Here is a 15,821-nt window from a genome sequence, read left to right as displayed (position 1 = left end):
TGATCACAAATGTTCGTGCGACGTGCATACCTGTCGGCCGACACGCTGACCCCGGCCGATCGTGCCCGATGGCCGTACACCATCCCCGCCGTGGCCGGGCTGGCCGAGCAGGGCGTCGACTTCCCCACACCGGTGACCCTGCTTGCCGGTGACAACGGCACCGGCAAGTCCACCCTGGTCGAAGCGGTCGCGGTCGCCGCCGGGTTCAACCCTGAGGGTGGCAGCACCTCGTTTCGGTTCGCCACCCGCACCACCGAATCCCCGCTCGACGAGCACCTGAGGCTGCAACGCACTCCCGGCCGCAAGGCCCGCACCGGCTTCTTCCTGCGCGCCGAGTCGTACTACAACGTGGCCACCGAGATCGAGCGCATCGACGCCGACCCCGACTCGCCTGGCCTGCTCGGTGCCTACGGCGGAGTCTCCCCACATGAACGCTCCCACGGCGAGTCGTTCCTCGACCTGGTCAACCATCGCTTCGGCCCGCAAGGGCTCTACCTGCTCGACGAGCCAGAGGCAGCGCTGTCCGTACACGGCTGCCTGGCCCTGCTGCTGCGCATCGCCGACCTGGTCGACCAGGGTAGTCAGTTCATCATCGCCACCCACTCGCCGATCCTGCTGGCCAGCCCTGGCGCGACGATCCTGCAAATCGACGCCGCCGGCGCCATCGCTCCGGTCGACTACGACCAGGCCGAACCGGTAACCCTCACCCGAGCGTTCCTGGCCGACCCGGGCCGGTTCCTACACCACCTGCTCGCCGATCGTTGACCAACCGCAGCAGATGCCGGGTAGGAGCCGGGCACAGCGTCCCGCTCCGCTGGATAGCCGGGCACGCGTCGCCGTCTGGCTGCCCCTCGACTCGTCACTCCCCGTTGAAGTCCAACCGATGGGCTGATCTCTGGAGTCCAAGGGATGACCAACCCGAGAGCCTTGGCCAAAAGAGCAGGTTAGAGGCACTTTTAGATCGAAGTCTGCAAGTTTTCCGACACCAGCATTTGCGTAGATGACCAGCGATGCATATCAGGACACTAAGGGTTAGAGGAATAAGTCGGGCAAGACCACGGACCCAGCAGTCTTGGTTTCGCGAGCTTCTCTCGCAATCGAAGATCCATAAGTAGAAGATCCAGCGCACCCCAGCGATAAAGATCAACATGAGCCGTGCACAATGTTCTTCCCGTCCCTGGAGGAGCGATCGTGACGAAGGATCCAACACCCTCACCGCCAGAGCCAAGATCAGGCGATGACGCAGCCGATCAAGGTCCTGCGGCAGCAGACCACCGCCAGCATTTCTCTCGCATATACGGCCGCGATATTTATATCGGCAACCGGAACGTTGCTAGTCATGCCGCAAGCCAAAGTAATTTAGGCGATATCCAGTCCACCCAGCCCGACGCCAAAGCCAGCTCGAATCCAACCCGGAGGCGTTGGGGATTCTTCAGCAAGGGCATTGTCGGAGTAGCGACAGTATTGGGAACACTGGTTGCCATCGCGACTCTCTTGCTGACAATGCTACCCGATACAACGCGGGGAGAAACCGGTTCCAATAGCGATAGCGGCAACAAATCTCCCAGGACAACGGCAACAACGCCCACGATTTCCGGAACCCCAGTGGACGCCAAGATTGTCAACACCTGGGAAGTTGCAACGAACAATTATCCGGGGGTTAGGGCCTACAGCGACCCCACCGAGTCCGGCAAGGGCACTGATGTCGCACACTACCCGGAGGGTGCACCTGTGCAGGTAGTCTGTCGGCTGCAAGAGGGGCGAACAATTACAGATGCCCCATGGCGGGACCGACCAACATCGACGAGTACGTGGTACCTCATCAGCGCACACGAGAGGCGCTGGGTGCCGGACATGTACGTCGAACTCCTCGAAGGAAGTCCCGAAGACTTGCCGGACTGCAGCTACTAACGGACAAGGAATCGAGGGGACTATGCGAAAATTTCTCGAAGCGTCCAGCTGCGCGAGTTGGCTCTCTCGGCACAAGACGCTCACGACAGCCCTGATCGTGGTGGCACTCGCCGCAATTATCGGGGTGCCAGCTGCGGCGCAACGCATGTTGCCGGTCACCAGCGAGTCAAAGCCTGCGGTCGGCTACGTCCTGTCCAACGACGGATGGGCCAACCTCCGCAGCTGTCCGATCATTGATCCCAGTACGGGACCAGATGCGATGTGCCCAACGATCGAGAAGGTCGACAACCACGTCCGGTTGGATGTGTGGTGCTGGACTCAGAACGAGTCGCTTCCGGTCGACATCGGAAACTACCCGTCGGATCGCTGGTTTTTCACGACCACCAGCCAAGGGCGAAGCGGCTACGTCCACTCCTCGCTTGTGCACCTTCTCCAGGATGTGCGCCAATGCAGCGGTGACTACATGGACGCTCGATCACCCAATCCGGGAACACTACCCGGCGTGAGCACGCCACCACTAATGTCGAACTCCTACATCAAGCTCGATGATGGCGGGCCAACGGGAAGCGGCGAGAACTGGTACAAGGTCCAGCTATTCAACTTTAGCTCGTTGACTGACGTTACCGTCACGTGCTATATCGAGGACCACGTCGTCGGTTCTTTTGTTGTACGCACGGATGCAGATGGGTCAGCCTTCTCAAGCACAGGGTGCAAGGCAGACGGTTTCAGTCACAACGTCAGGGTAGGCGATTACATCTCCGACCACGTCGCCTTCACGCTACGTCTGGCCGACCAGGTGGTTGAACTCAGCCGAGGCGACCCGGCAGAGTCAGGCTACTACTACGACATCCGGCTGAAGAACTTCCCTGCCAACGCTGAAGTCACCGTGACTTGCCACGACACGGTGAGTCCGGAAGGCTTCAGGTCATTCGTCGTCTTAACTGACGGCCGCGGCTACGCCGAGGCGGTCGACAAATGTCGATCAGGTGATGGCCCTGAACATTGGGCTGCAGCACTCGGCGTCGAATCGAACCGCGTCCGATGGACCGCCCCGCCGCCGGCCGCAGAGCCTTCGCCTAGCATTCAGCCGCAGCCTTCCATTGCTCCGACCACGCCAACGCCGCCGCCTGCGTCGCCTCGGCCGAACCCCGCGCCTCCCCAGGAACCACCGACTCCTCCTGCGCCGCAGGACCCGCCTGCGCCAAAGCCGGTGGCGACCAACCTTACCGTGGTTATCTACGGCGGTGGACACGTCGGCGTTTCGTTTAGTGTCGGCTGGCGGGAAGGATACGACCCTGTTATCTGCCACTTCTTCATCGATGGGGTAGAGGTGTTCACGGCGCAGTGTGGGACGCACTCGTCGAAACAGTTCTACGGCGTAAGCCCTGGTCTACACCACTTCCATGCGATGGTGAGCGATAGATTTGGCACGTATAGCGACCCGACAGCCACCATCTCCAGAACCGTCACCTGATGACACCAATTGGCGCAATACAGCCGGCCCTGGAGCCAGAGATGCTGGCGAATTGCTAACCGATCGCTGCGCGAAGACGCCGACGAGCAGCAGCACGCTGAGTCACTCGTCGTGCTCGGTATCGTTGTCGGCCACGCCGGTCATGTCCGGCCCGAGCATGACGCCCAGCCCTTTCGCGAACGCCCGCAGCCGCTCCTGCAACACCTCGGCCCGCAGCTTCAGGAACCCCTCGTAGTCGCCGGCCAGCAACTTGAGAAAGGCCCGCTCGGTGATGCAGTGGCTGGCCAGCAGCCTCGTCACGTGCTCCCGGCCGATCGTGCGCTCCAGCTGGCCGTTGCGCAGCTCCTTGAACACCCCCAGCGGGTTGTCCCCCGGGCTGGTCGGCAGGATGATCCGGTTGGCCGCCGTCGAATAGCCGGGCACGATCGGCCGGTACGCCTGCGGCACCCCGGCCGCCAACCGCTTCACCACGTCGAACTCCTGCCCGAGCGCGTCCCGCCGGGTCGGGAACTCGTGCGCCTCCCACGCCACGTACGCCAGCGTCCGGGCGCTGTTGAGGTTGAACGGCTCCGGCATCGGCTGCACCGCGCCGACGTCCAGCTTCAGGGTCGAGGTCGCGCCGGAGGCGAACGCCTTCATCTCCGCCAGGCCCTCACGGATCCGGGTCGAGTTGGCGCCCGCGAACGACCCCGCCCACGACGTAACCCAGAACCACTTCTCCAGCTCCAACCGCTGGTTGCCGGTCGGCTCCGGCCGACAGTGGAAGAAATAGGTCAACAACACCAACTGATGCGAGTACGGCAACAGCGCCGCCAGCGGCAGCCCCGCCGCCCGCAGCAGCTCCACCGCCTTGTGCACCGCCTCCTGCCCGGCCGCCAGCACGTCGACCTGGCTGGTCCGGATCCGCTGCGCCACCTGTTCCCAGTGCGGCTTCATGACGTCCGGCTCGCCGGCGATCGCTAGCATCGACCGGAACACCGCCATCCTGGGCAGCTCGCCGAAGCCCGTGCTCGCGACGGACTCGACGATGCTGTCGACCTGTTCGCCCATTGTGGATTTCTGGACCGGGCCGGTCAGCCGGGAGGCGATCTCGTGTGTCTCCAGGCGTACTCCACGGTTGTTGATCCGGGCGAACACCTCGATGGCCGACCCCAGGTCGCTGTCGCGGACCCGCACCAACGGAATCTTGTACGCACGAACCCGCTGCGCCACCCAGTCGGCTTCGTTGATCAGCCTCTCCATCCGGGTGGCGTCGTTGACCCGCGCCTCCAGGTTCCGCAGGAAGCGGAGAAAGTCGACGGTGCTGTTGACGGAGCGCATCGGGAGGTACGAATCAGGAGGAAGGGGCGGCGGGGAGCCGAACGCCCGATGATGCCGGTAGCGTTCGTTGTCCTCCTGCGGCTCCAGATCGCGATAGATCCGCCACTTCCACTCCCGCTGATCGTCGCCGCGCGGCGGCCGGCCCTGCCTACGCAGCACCCCGAACAGGGTGGAGAGCCGTTGATGCCCGTCGAGCACGTACGACACCGGAGTGCCTGCCGGCGGCATCCGCACCGGCACCTCGCCGAGGTGGTCGAGCGAGGGCACCTCGTCGGTGGTCTCCCACACGGTGATGCCGCCGATCGGCCATCCTCGCTCGATGCTGTCGAACAGGTCCAGCATCTGCTCGGGTCGCCACACGAACGGCCGCTGAAACCTGGGCACCCGGATCCGGCCTGCGGCGATCTCCTCCAGCATGTCGACCAGCATCATCGCAATAGGTTCGACCTGGACGTCTCCCCGGCTGCTGGACATACCGCTAGTGTCCTACAGGATCGTGTGGATCATCGTGAGGATCTGCCGCAGTTCGGCGACGACGTCCGGGCCGAGCTCGTCGAAGTCCGCCTCGGTCAGCTTCCGGCCCGCCACGGTGAGCTGCCTGGGCAGCCCGTTACCGGGGTAGGAGTCCTTCTTCAGGTAGCCACGCTGATTCGCCGGCATCGCCCGCAGCTGGCTGATCCTGCGCCGATGCCGGGGGTAGAGCGACTCCCACACCACGAGCGGGACGTAGTTCTCCGCCGCCCGGTAGGCGAGGATGTGCACGTTCTGGATGCCGGCCGCGTGCGCCTGCGCCTTCCTGGGCTCGTTGTCGCTCGGCTGGCCAGGGCCGTCGCGGTCGCCGTCGAACAGGATCGCCACCCTTGGCGACACGATCGCGAACTTCTTTCCCTCATCGGCGGCGAGTTCGGCCATCTGGCCCTTACCGCCGCCGTTGTGCAGCCGAAGCCACATCCGACGCAGCGCCTCGACGATCCGCTTGTCGTCCAGGGCCGCCGCCATGTCCTGCACGAAGCTGCCATCGGCGAGCTGATTCTCCACCACCAGCACCGCCGGCTTGTCCAGGTCAGCGACCAGATGCTCCAGGTCAGCCAGGCCGACACGCACCGTCCGCCGAGCGTCCGGTGGGCTGGGGTACGCGGCCTCCTCCGTCGCCTCCTCTGCCCACTGGCTGAGCACCGGCATCCGGACACCCGCTCGGGCCAGCCGCTCGACAAGGTCGATCATCCTCGCTGCCTGCGACAACGTCGGATGCCAGTCGTGGCGCTTCTCCGCCACCATGCAGAGCAGCGTGATCACCGGCCGGTGGTCCGCGCCGTCCAGAATCGTCTCGTCGATGTCAAGAAGCACGGGCGTTCCGTTCCGACTGGGCAGCCGCGAGGGCTCGGACCTCGTGGTAGTCCTGGGAGAAGTAGCCCGGCGGCCAGCTGTCGTCGAGGTTGCCGAGACTGTCCAGCGGGATGCGACGTGCCGACGAGACGCCGTCGTGCTGCTCCACGACGTAGATGGCAACCGTCTCCGGGCCGTAGTCGTTGTCGACCTCGGCGATCCGGCGACGCAGCCGCAGCAGCAGCGTTTCGCTGTGTGTCTCGATCAGAAACCGGGTCCCGGTCCGCTGCGCGGTCCTCAGGTAGAGGTCGGCCAGGTCAGCGTGGACACGTGGGTGCAGGTGCGCCTCCGGCTCCTCGATGATCTGCAACGGCGGCGCTGTGGTGATCCCCGCCAGTTCGTCCATCGCACACTGCGCCAGGATCGGCAGCACCTGGGCCAGCCCGCTACCGGCGTCGGCGAGGTTGATCCTTGCCCTGGAGCCGTCCCTGACCAGCACCGTCGACCAGAGCGGGCCGGCAGGGACCTCCTCCAGCCGCCACCCCGGCACGATCTCGCGAAAGTGCGCATTGATCTGTGCCAGCAGCCGTCCGTCCGACTTCCGCTGGCTGTCGGCCAGCAGGCCGGCCAGCCCTTCGCCCTTGGTGCCGAGCACGGCAGGCGTGCCGATCGGCATCCGATGCTGACGGGCCACCCGCTCCCGGTACGGCCCCAGGTATCGGATCAGACCTGGGCGCACCTGGCGGAACAGGTCGTCCAGGTCCGGCAGTTGCCCGGCGGCAGGCAGCAGGCCCGCGAAACGCACCTGCCTCGTCCGGGTCGGCCCGCCACTGATGCGGATGTCGTACTCGTCGAGCCCGTCGACCGAAGGCTCAGGAAGCGTCGACAGCTCGACGCCGTCGATGTCCGAGGTATCCGGCATCGGGGCGGTGAATCGGCTCGACACCAACTCAACGGTGCCGACCGGGTCGGCGCTGTCATCTGTGTCGACCCGAAGCGCCGCCACTACCGCGTTCCGTAGTCTGGCTGAATACTCCAGATCCACCCGCAGTGTGAACGGCAGCGGACCGTCGACGGTCACGCCCAACGTCAGCGGTCGCACATCGAGCTGATCGAAGTAGAGCTCACGCAGGTCGTCGACCGCGTCCGGGCCGAGGCGTTCCAGGTCCAGTGGGGACGGTGAGGTGGTGTCGAAGCCGGTGGCGATCACCAGCGGCGCACGGGTCAGGGCACTCTTGCCGGAGTTGTTCTTGCCGAGCACCACGGTGATCGGTGCCAGCTCGATCTCCTGCCGGTTACGGAACCCTCGGTAGTTCTCCAGAAGCAGCCGTCGAATGGGCATGGTGGATAGTCCTACCAGATCTGGCGTTCAGCCATTGCCCCGAAATCCACAGCGACTGACTCGCCGGTGACGTCAACGGCAACTGGTAACCGTCCAACATCGCCGGATCCGGTTTGCGGGCCGGCACCAGCAGCAGCCGCGCCGCCGGCCGGGGTCGGGTCAGATCCGCCAACTCCGCCAACAGCTCCACCTGGCCGTACCGGGCCAGCGGCGCCGCCTCGGTCAACAGCACCGGCGCGTCCGTGGCCAGCGCCACCCGAATCGCCGGCACCACCTCGTGCCGGACCAGATCCACCAAGCTGCGGAAGTTCGCGTCAGTGGCCGAACCGGAGTCCGCCGCCACCAGCGCCTGCCACGGGTAGCCGAGCGCCCGCAGCCGATCCAGCAGGATCCCGGTCACGTCCACCTCGGTCAGCCCGAGCCGGGCCAGCAGCTCCCGCCGGGCGGCGGCCAGCTCCCGCAACGGGGTCAGCACCGCCAGGAACGCCCGCCGGTCGATCGCCCCGGCCAGCTTCGCCGCCACCTCATCGGCCTGCCACAGCGGCGGGGCGTACCCGCCGGTGACCGTGGCACCCCGGGTGCCGCTGAACACCGACGGCAGCGCCGGCGGCGCGTACACCCGCTGCTCGGAATCCCAGTCAAGCCCGGCAATGTTCAAGACCAGCGTGTCGAGCTGCGGCCGGCCCGGCAGCTGCTGCGCGCGTGGGAAACGGGCCCGGACCCGGCCGATGATCTCGTCCTCGCGTAGCCGCTGCCCGGCGATGCTGCCAGCAGCCAACCGCAACGCCCGCTCGGCCGGCATGCCCACCGGGTAGAGCTGGCCCTGCCCGTTGACGTCGGCCCGGCCGTTGCTGCCGGCGGCCGCCAACTGCAGCAGCCGCAGCTCCGGCACCACCGGCATCGTCGGCGGCGGCGTGACCGCGGCCAGCTCCGCCACCGCCCGCTGCCGGGTCGGCAGCGGATCGGCCTGCACCAACTCCGCCGCACGGCTGCCGAGCGCCACCACGTACGACAACAGGTCGGCTGCCGTCGTCGTCGACGCCGGATCCACCGGCTCCCGGCCCACCAGCACCGTCGACGAGGCCCGGAACCGCTGGATCGCCAGCCGGGCGTCGCCGCCGGTGGACAACTCCGTCTCCACCGCCGCCCGGACCAGGCCGATCGCCTGCGCCGTGCGTTTCGGCTCCGACGTGAACGAGCCGTGCGTGGCGATCAGCGCATCCGCCAGCTCGGCGGCCGACATCACCGCCCCCCGGCTCTCCACCAGGGCGACGATCTCGTCCCGAACCGCCGACACGGCGTCGTCGGCCCGCCAGGCGTCGATCTGCTTACGCAGCAGCACCGAGATCTGCGGCTGGGTCTGGCCGGTCCGGCGCGCCACCTCACCCTGCGTCGGCCAGTGCAACCACGTGTCGTCGCCCGGTGCCGGCTGCTGGCCCAGCAGCACCGCCAACGTCGTCCGGCGCTTGCTCGTGCGGCCCGTCTCCGCCGGAAGCAGCGCGGCGCAGAGCGTCTCCATGCCGCGCGTCGCCGCCCCGGCAGCCGGCCGACCGTCGCCGCCCTTTTCCGCACCGTCGACATCGCCGACGCCGTCGGCCGGGTCGGCCGCCAACAGCGGGCGCAACGACCGGGCGTACGCCAGGATCTCCTTGCGGGTCGCGTCCGGCACACCCTTCGCGGTGACCAACGTGGATGGTTTGGCCTGGAGCAGGTCCCGCACGGTGACCAACCCGAGCCGGCGCACCGCCGAACGGGCCCGCTCGGTCAGCGGCGACTGCTCCAACACGGTGTCCAGGCTTGCCACCGACACCGCCGCCGGCGACGCCAGCCCGCCGCCGGCCACCGGCACCTTACGGAAGATGTCCCGCCAGGCGTCGAGCATCTCCTCTGCCGTGTCGAACCGGTCGGCCGTCTCCCTGGCCAACGCCCGGCCGAAGAAGTCGACCAGCCGGTCCGCGACCGCCGGCTCGAACACCGCCGGATCCAGGGTCACCTCGTCGCTGACCGCCGCCGGATTGGCCCCACCCCACTCCGGCAGCGACCCCGTCGCCATCTCGAACAACGTCACCGCGGCGGCGAACCGCTCCGCCGCCCGGTCGTAGCGCAGCCGCTTTGGCGGACCCAGGAACGGATCCAGATAGCCGGCGGTGCCAGCGGTCAGCTGGTCCGTCGGGGTCGCGGAGAGCGAAAAGTCGAAAACGCACAGATGCGGCTGCCGGTCCTTGGCATTCAGCGGTCGGGCCGCCAGGTTCGCCGGCTTCAGATCCCGGTGCCAGATCCCCACCTCGTCGAGGTAGACGACGATCTCCAGCAGGTCCCGGCCGTACCGCTCCAGCAGATCCAGCGTCAGCCGGCCGCCCTGCAGCTCCTCGGCGAGGGTCCGCTCCCCCGCGCTCTCCATCAGCAGCGCCGTCCGGCCACCGACCGTGATCGGCCCCCGCACCAGCGCGGCCACCCGCCGGTCCCGCAGCTTGCCCAGCGTCTCCGCCTCCACCGCCAGCCGGGCGGCGTGCTGCTCGTCGCGGGCCACCTTCAACACCAGCCGCCGGCCGTCCTTGCCGTCGACCGCCGGCTCGCTGACCAGCAGAGCCAGCGCCGTCGAACCGGCACCCAGGCGGCTCAGCACGGTGTAACCGATGTCGAGCACGTCGCCCTTGCGGGCGACGAGCGGATCGACCACCGGCTCCGGCTCCGGTGCGGTCAGCTCGTCCCACACCCGCTCCAGGCGGGACCGGAACGCGGCGACACTCGCCGACCGGCGCGTCGGATCCCCCCGGGTCGCGTCGTAGACGGCGTCAACCAACGCCGCCGGCATCCCGTCGACCGCCGCCGCCAGGTTCACCCCGCTGTCGCGTACGGCCGTCGCCAGCTCCTCGGCGCTGCCCGCCGGCGGCTGACCGGCGAAAATCCGGTAGCCGACCGCGCCCAGTGCGAAAACGTCCAACTGGTGGCCCGGCGGACGGCCCGGCATCGCCGCCTCCGGCGCCTGGTAACGCCGCACCTCGTCGTCGTGCAGCAACGTCAGACTGCCCGGGTCCGTCGACGAACCACCGGTACGGGTCAACCGGGTGTCCGCCAGCCGGCCACCGGTCTGCCAGTTCGTCACCACCAGCTGCGGACGCGACGACTCCGGATCGCAGACGTACACCGCCCCCGGATGCAGCGCCCGGTGCGCCAGCCGGCGCGAATGCGCGTAGTCGACGATCTCGGCCAGGTCGCCCAGCAGGTGCAGCCGCTGCGCCAACGTCAGCCGGTCACCCCGCTCCACCAGATACTGGTCCAGGCGTACCCACTGCTGCTGATGGTCGAAGATCAGCGCCGGGCCCAGCGGATGATCGACCAGGTCGTGCGCCTGGGCGATCCCCGGGTGATGGATGCCCTGCAGCAGCCGGAACTCCCGCTCGGCCGCCGCCCGGATCGCCGGGATCTCCTCCTCCGGGGCCCGGCTGGTCAGATAGAACCGCACCCGACGCAGCAACGCCGTGTCCACCACATGCCCGGCGATGAAATCCTGCCAGCCGACGCCCTCGGCGAACGGACGCGGATGCAGCAGCAGCTGCCCCACCTTGCGGTCCGCCACCGACGGGCGGATCTTCGCCCCCTTGACCAGGGCGACGATCTCCCGACCCCGGGCCTCGTCGACCAGATGCGCCGGGTTACGCGGCGCGCCCGTCAACATCTCCCGCAGACTCGGCAGACCCGACTCGGGCGCATCGTGCAGGCCGTACACGTGCTGGCGGCCGATCGCATCCAGCTGCGACCGCACCGACCGGGCATGCAGGAACACCGCCGCCCCGATGAACGGCGTACGGGCATGTTTGCGCTGCTGGCGGGCGTAGTGGTCGATCAGGCTCGCCAGCCGCTTCGCCTTACGGTTGGCCAGGATCGTCGGATTGTCCCGCGGGATCAGCCGCGACGTCTTCGTCGCCCGGTGCACCCACTGACCGCCGTCGCCGTGCAGCTCACCCTGCCAGTGCTTGAGCTCCACGACGTACAGCCCGCTGGGGGTGAGCACCAGCGCGTCGACCTCGTTGATCGAGCCGTCGGACGCGACGAACTCGATGTTGGCCCAGACGTGGTACGGGTCGACATCCGGCAGGTACGAGGCCAGCTCCCGCAAGCCCTCCCGCTCCCACTCGTACCCACTGGGGTTGATCTGCTCCCACCTCGGCGAGTCCTGGCGCACCGACCGACGGTAGCAACGAGCCGCCCGTACGCCGATCGCCCGTCCGGTGCAACGGGTGAACGCTGGCTAGAGTGCTCGGCGTGGATGACGACCTCAAACGCATCGCGGCCGGCCTCGCCGAGTTGGGCGACGTGACGGCAGTCCTGGCGCTCGCCGAGAAGCGTCTCCGGGCCGGCGACGCGAGCTTCGTCGCGGACCTCGGCATCGCGGTGTGGCGCAGCTGCGGGGACGATACGACAGCACCGCGGCAGTACAGCAGCGTTCTCGACCGGATCATGCGGCTGCTGACTCTGACGCCAGGGGCGATCGACCAGGCCGTCCGGTTGATGTCCGTCGTGCAGGACCGCCGCCAGATCCGGTACGCCGCGTCGCTGCTCGCTTCGGCACATACCGCCGCAGACCTGGCCGTCGTGTTCGACACGGACGGGTCGGAGGAGTTGCGGGCCTGTCTGCTGCAGGAGCTGGTGTTGCGCGGTGCCGAGGTGCATCACCGGTGGGTTGTCTCGCCGCACTGGCGCCAACATCCGCTCGGCTGGCTGCCGTTGTCGTTGACGCCGATCGAAGGGCACCCCAGCCGTGCCAGGTACCACCACGGCGGGGGCCGCCATGACCTGCCGGCCATGGCGGCGGAGCTCGCGCACGGGCACGGTCCTGTTCCCCGGTGGCAGGAGACGACCACGTCTGGCGAGGCTGCGGCGCTCAGCGCGGCGGTCGACAACTGGGCCACCGGATCCAACGGCCGTATCGAGGCACAGACGTTCGCGTTCGACGACGACCTCCCGCCGGACGCCGTCGGCGATGCGCTGGTGAGCGTCGACCTGGAGTGCACCCTGGGCCTGACGACAGGGCTCGGCACATGCTCGCCGCCGCAGGCGTGGCGGCAGTTGTTCGCAGCGGCGTCGACCGGCGGCGCGTACAACCGTGGCGAGTTCGGAGCGTACGGAAGGCTGCTGGCGTGGCGGTCGGTCGCGGCGCTGGTCGGCGCTGCGAATGGCGCATCGGCCGGTGATGTCGAAGCACTGGCACATCGCTGCTCGTGGTATTCGTTCGCCGGTGCCACCGCGTGGTTCGACCGTATCGCCTGGGATATCGGTCTGGCGGTGGTCTCACCGGACCGGCGACGGCTGGCGGTACTGGCTGCCAGCGACACCGACTGATTCACCGACGAGCGCCAATCAGCCCACGTTGAGCCGGTCCAGGATGTGGTGCTGGTCGATAGTCAGGGCCGGGTTGGCTGCGGAGGCATCAACCGGTTTGGGGTCGTCGAGAAGCCCGGCGATCCGCGCTGCTGGCAGGCGAGGGCTGCTCGCCATCGCCTGCCGCACCGTAGCAACGGGGTCGTCGGCGAAGCGGTCGAGCCCATCGGTAGGAAGTTCGGCGGCGATGCGCTACGTGTTCGCGACGTTACACGGAAGGGCTCACTCCATGTCTCGTGGCGGCGGAAAGCCTGGTGAACTGCTGCGGCTCTGGCACGATACGCTCCCGCTTCGTTGGCTGCTGGTCGACGACGACGCAGACGATCCGGGCAAGACCATCGCCGCCTGCGTCGACATCGACGGGCTGTTCGACGACAGCGGGCCAGCCTCACTGGCGACGGCCCGGCCGGCAGTGCTCATCGGATGCCAGCCCATGCCACCGCTGGAGCGTGCGCTGGACGCGCTGGCTCGCGGGATCGGCAACCCTGGTGGGGCGGCGTGGCGTCGCCGAATCCGTGCCTCCATCGCCAGCGTGGCAGACGACGGCAGCGCGACCCACGTGCCGGGAGCCTACGTCCATGGGTCGGTGGCGGCAGTCCGTCCGTCTGCGCTGGGCAACGGACTGATCGACGTAACCCTCGACACCCCCATCACCGACCCAGTGCCCGGCAGGGCACGCCAGATCTGGGATATTTGGCGCTCCGGCCGGCCGACCGAACACGGTCACTGGGTACACTACGACCGCCCTATCCGTCACCAGTGGACCGTGACGACGCTTGCCCACCACCGCTACGACGCCACTGACAAGCCAGCCGGCACCACCTACGAACTCGACGGGCGGAACGTCACCGACGTCGAAGGGTTCTACTGCGCTCTCGGTGAGGCAATCAACGGGCCGGGCGGCTACTTCGGCTCGAACGCCGACGCACTCCACGACTGCGCGCGAGGTGGCTGGGGAGCCGCAGCGCCGTTCAAGCTGGTCTGGCGGCATTCGGCTGTGGCTCAGGAGTGCCTGGGCCCGCCCACCCCAGCCGGCGACCCGGATTTCGGGCAGCTCCTGCACTGGCTCACCGAGGATGGGATCGACGTCCATGTGCGCTGAATTGCACAGCGGCAGAATGCGGCTCCGCCTCGGCGATTCGCTCGTGGTCCGCCAGCGTGAATCCCTAGTGGAGTTGGCCGCAGCGCTTCCGGCGTCCGGCAAATTCGTGGTGGCCCGCCTTGACGGTATGAGACTCACCGATGCCAACCAGTTCTTTCACGACTTTTCGGACACCCTGTTTCTTCCCCGCTACTTCGGCTGGAACTGGGACGCGCTATCCGACTGTCTGAGAGACCTGCGCACTGGTCCGGCGCGGGCGGCAGACCAGAGGGGGCGGCCGTCCCATCCACCATGCTGCTCCTCTGTGACCACGACGACGAGGCGATACAGCCTCGGCAAACCATCGACCAGGCACTTCACGAGACGCGCTGGCGACCCCGGCGGTAGGCCATGATTGGCGTCCATGGGCACCGGCGATCCGTACACCACCGTCACCGAGCCGATGTTCGTGGCACGGTTCCTGATCGACCCAGGCACAGACACCGTTCACACTGTGGCCTCCGTCGACACGTTCGTCGACCTTCCCGACGGCTCCACCTGGTCGTTGACGATCGTGACTGTCGATGAAGTCGGCCGCCTGTTGGCGCGGTGGAGGAAAACAGGGGAGGTCGCGAACGGCAGCTACTTCTGGGCAGTCGACCAGCTCATCGTGCCTGAACCGGGCGTACCAGCGATGACTGCGGCGATCCGGGAGTTGGTGCGCAGCGGAGACATCACCAGCGCTGACGCGCGAGGCGAGGACGAGTCGTTCGTTGTCCCCGGTAACGGCACCCCCATGGGCGAGATGATTTCGCTCCGTCGGCACCGGGTGGTGACCCGCGAGCAGTTGACGGACGGGTCAGGGCACGCACCGGTGATGGACGCGGCGCGGTTCCGTGCCGATGCAGACAGCGCCGAGGACGGTGACCTACGGGACCCTCATGAAACCTGAGGCGGCCGACTCTCGACACCACCGTTCTCCCTGTCCGGCGGCACCGCCGGCCGTACCGCCGGGTCGTTGAAGCCGGCAGCGATCAGCGCTGCCGGACCGCCTCCGGTGTGGTGGCCGGGAGCCGACAGTGCTTCAACGGCCCGGGACAATCCGCGCCGAACTCGCGGACGAGGCCGTCCAGCAACGCCTGCCGGCGCGGCTGCGCCGCTACCCGCTCGTCGTCGGTCACCGGCGTACGCCGGCCGAGATCCTCGGCGATGCGATCGCAGTAGTCATCGACGCTGGACGCCACCTGGGCACACACGAACTGCTCGACAGCCGCAGCAGGCCGATCATCCGGCTCGCTTGCCGACATGCTGGCCCGCACCAGCGGTACGGCGACCGCAGCCGCGCTGGCGACCACGAACAGCACGGCGATGGGTAGCCCAATCCGGACAGCCCGCATGAGGTCACCGTACCGCCGTCCAGCGACGCTGATTGAGCGATGGGGAGACCTCATGGGCAGACACAGATCGCTCGTTGCCGCCGTACTGCCGAGTTGGTGATCAGCCGGGACACCGCCTGTCAGCGGCGACAGCTCCCGCTCTTCCCCAGCTCGACGGTCGCCGGCAACGATTGCGCTGACGGCGGACCCGACGCTGTCAGCTCCCGTGCTCCTCGAGGGTAGCGGAGCCTGCGTTTGGCAGACCAGATCGCCTGCGTTCGGCAGAGTAAGCGACCTGCGTTGGTAGAGCAGAGGTGGACCTGCTCGCTCGACACGCGGACGGCCGGGTGCTGGGTGTCGAAGGCAAGCTGGCCTATCGCGTCGAGGACACCGGCACCAAGCATCTGCACTGGCTCCGTGACCGCATCGGCAAGGAACTGATCGATGGAGTTGTCGTGTATGCGGGCGAACGCGCCTTCCGCTGCCGCGACGACATCGTGGTCGTAGCGCTGGCTTTCCTCGGCCCGTGACGGGCGTTGCCCGCACGCCCGAGACTAGCCATCGAGGTGAGGCTGACGCACCTCAAACGCGATTGTGAGGTGCGTCAGC

General features: G+C 67.7%; 13 protein-coding genes. 7 read left to right on the top strand and 6 right to left on the bottom strand.

What is annotated here, in order from left to right:
- Nucleotides 1–9 precede the first annotated feature (9 nt).
- Together ACXAHD_RS08115 and ACXAHD_RS08110 are read left to right on the top strand one after the other, a co-directional pair.
- Nucleotides 10–765 carry an AAA family ATPase gene (locus ACXAHD_RS08115; protein WP_475049513.1) on the top strand — a complete coding sequence of 252 codons (756 nt, stop codon included), beginning with the start codon at nucleotides 10–12 and terminating at the stop codon, nucleotides 763–765.
- Between the two features lie 1,168 nt (nucleotides 766–1,933).
- Nucleotides 1,934–3,385: a hypothetical protein gene (locus ACXAHD_RS08110; RefSeq protein ID WP_475049511.1), complete on the top strand. Its 1,452-nt coding sequence runs from the start codon at nucleotides 1,934–1,936 to the stop codon at nucleotides 3,383–3,385.
- Nucleotides 3,386–3,487: 102 nt separating this feature from the next.
- Here the strand turns inward: ACXAHD_RS08110 and ACXAHD_RS08105 are convergent, their stop codons facing one another.
- Genes ACXAHD_RS08105 through pglW form a run of 4 tightly spaced genes read right to left on the bottom strand, consistent with a single transcriptional unit; the run spans nucleotide 3,488 to nucleotide 11,559 of the window.
- On the bottom strand, nucleotides 3,488–5,179 hold the full coding sequence (locus tag ACXAHD_RS08105; RefSeq protein ID WP_475049508.1) for a GmrSD restriction endonuclease domain-containing protein: 1,692 nt from the start codon (nucleotides 5,177–5,179) through the stop codon (nucleotides 3,488–3,490).
- Between the two features lie 12 nt (nucleotides 5,180–5,191).
- A complete protein-coding gene (locus ACXAHD_RS08100) occupies nucleotides 5,192–6,052 on the bottom strand; it encodes a hypothetical protein (RefSeq protein WP_281552888.1) in 861 nt (286 codons plus the stop codon).
- The gene (locus ACXAHD_RS08095; protein ID WP_289212034.1) at nucleotides 6,042–7,373 is read right to left on the bottom strand and encodes an AAA family ATPase; all 1,332 of its coding nucleotides are present in this window, start codon (nucleotides 7,371–7,373) and stop codon (nucleotides 6,042–6,044) included. The genes ACXAHD_RS08100 and ACXAHD_RS08095 overlap by 11 nt, the downstream gene beginning before the upstream one ends.
- A complete protein-coding gene (gene pglW / locus ACXAHD_RS08090) occupies nucleotides 7,327–11,559 on the bottom strand; it encodes a BREX system serine/threonine kinase PglW (RefSeq protein ID WP_475049504.1) in 4,233 nt (1,410 codons plus the stop codon). Before pglW ends, ACXAHD_RS08095 begins: the two co-directional genes overlap by 47 nt.
- An 80-nt stretch (nucleotides 11,560–11,639) precedes the next feature.
- Here pglW and ACXAHD_RS08085 point away from each other — a divergent pair, with 80 nt between their 5' ends.
- Nucleotides 11,640–12,716: a DUF6183 family protein gene (locus ACXAHD_RS08085; protein ID WP_475049501.1), complete on the top strand. Its 1,077-nt coding sequence runs from the start codon at nucleotides 11,640–11,642 to the stop codon at nucleotides 12,714–12,716.
- A gap of 18 nt (nucleotides 12,717–12,734) precedes the next feature.
- On the opposite strand, the gene ACXAHD_RS08080 is transcribed toward ACXAHD_RS08085, so the two are convergent.
- A complete protein-coding gene (locus tag ACXAHD_RS08080) occupies nucleotides 12,735–12,872 on the bottom strand; it encodes a hypothetical protein (protein ID WP_289212031.1) in 138 nt (45 codons plus the stop codon).
- 112 nt (nucleotides 12,873–12,984) lie between these two features.
- On the opposite strand from ACXAHD_RS08080, the gene ACXAHD_RS08075 reads away from it, so the two are divergent.
- Genes ACXAHD_RS08075 through ACXAHD_RS08065 form a run of 3 tightly spaced genes read left to right on the top strand, consistent with a single transcriptional unit; the run spans nucleotide 12,985 to nucleotide 14,788 of the window.
- Nucleotides 12,985–13,857, top strand: a complete 873-nt coding sequence (locus ACXAHD_RS08075) for a barstar family protein (protein ID WP_475049499.1) — start codon at nucleotides 12,985–12,987, stop codon at nucleotides 13,855–13,857.
- Nucleotides 13,832–14,251: a barstar family protein gene (locus ACXAHD_RS08070; protein ID WP_475049494.1), complete on the top strand. Its 420-nt coding sequence runs from the start codon at nucleotides 13,832–13,834 to the stop codon at nucleotides 14,249–14,251. The genes ACXAHD_RS08075 and ACXAHD_RS08070 overlap by 26 nt, the downstream gene beginning before the upstream one ends.
- Nucleotides 14,252–14,260: 9 nt before the next feature.
- On the top strand, nucleotides 14,261–14,788 hold the full coding sequence (locus ACXAHD_RS08065; RefSeq protein ID WP_475049491.1) for a hypothetical protein: 528 nt from the start codon (nucleotides 14,261–14,263) through the stop codon (nucleotides 14,786–14,788).
- An 82-nt stretch (nucleotides 14,789–14,870) separates the two neighbouring features.
- Here ACXAHD_RS08065 and ACXAHD_RS08060 read toward each other — a convergent pair whose 3' ends face one another.
- Nucleotides 14,871–15,233, bottom strand: coding sequence for a hypothetical protein (locus ACXAHD_RS08060; protein ID WP_475049489.1), 363 nt, complete (start codon nucleotides 15,231–15,233; stop codon nucleotides 14,871–14,873).
- A 293-nt stretch (nucleotides 15,234–15,526) separates the two neighbouring features.
- Here ACXAHD_RS08060 and ACXAHD_RS08055 point away from each other — a divergent pair, with 293 nt between their 5' ends.
- Entirely contained in the window at nucleotides 15,527–15,742 is a 216-nt protein-coding gene (locus ACXAHD_RS08055) for a hypothetical protein (RefSeq protein WP_475049486.1), read from the top strand.
- The last annotated feature ends 79 nt before the right edge of the window (nucleotides 15,743–15,821 follow it).

It is taken from the genome of Micromonospora sp. ABR4_055, assembly GCF_056160425.1.
This window is presented reverse-complemented; position numbering and strand designations above follow the sequence as displayed.

Bases quoted from the DNA above. Each gene is read 5' to 3' on its own strand.
- ACXAHD_RS08070 (WP_475049494.1), top strand. From the start codon at position 13,832: ATGGGATCGACGTCCATGTGCGCTGAATTGCACAGCGGCAGAATGCGG.
- ACXAHD_RS08065 (WP_475049491.1), top strand. From the start codon at position 14,261: ATGGGCACCGGCGATCCGTACACCACCGTCACCGAGCCGATGTTCGTG.
- ACXAHD_RS08095 (WP_289212034.1), bottom strand. From the start codon at position 7,373: ATGCCCATTCGACGGCTGCTTCTGGAGAACTACCGAGGGTTCCGTAAC.
- ACXAHD_RS08105 (WP_475049508.1), bottom strand. From the start codon at position 5,179: ATGTCCAGCAGCCGGGGAGACGTCCAGGTCGAACCTATTGCGATGATG.
- ACXAHD_RS08110 (WP_475049511.1), top strand. From the start codon at position 1,934: ATGCGAAAATTTCTCGAAGCGTCCAGCTGCGCGAGTTGGCTCTCTCGG.
- ACXAHD_RS08080 (WP_289212031.1), bottom strand. From the start codon at position 12,872: ATGGCGAGCAGCCCTCGCCTGCCAGCAGCGCGGATCGCCGGGCTTCTC.
- ACXAHD_RS08060 (WP_475049489.1), bottom strand. From the start codon at position 15,233: ATGCGGGCTGTCCGGATTGGGCTACCCATCGCCGTGCTGTTCGTGGTC.
- ACXAHD_RS08075 (WP_475049499.1), top strand. From the start codon at position 12,985: ATGTCTCGTGGCGGCGGAAAGCCTGGTGAACTGCTGCGGCTCTGGCAC.
- ACXAHD_RS08115 (WP_475049513.1), top strand. From the start codon at position 10: ATGTTCGTGCGACGTGCATACCTGTCGGCCGACACGCTGACCCCGGCC.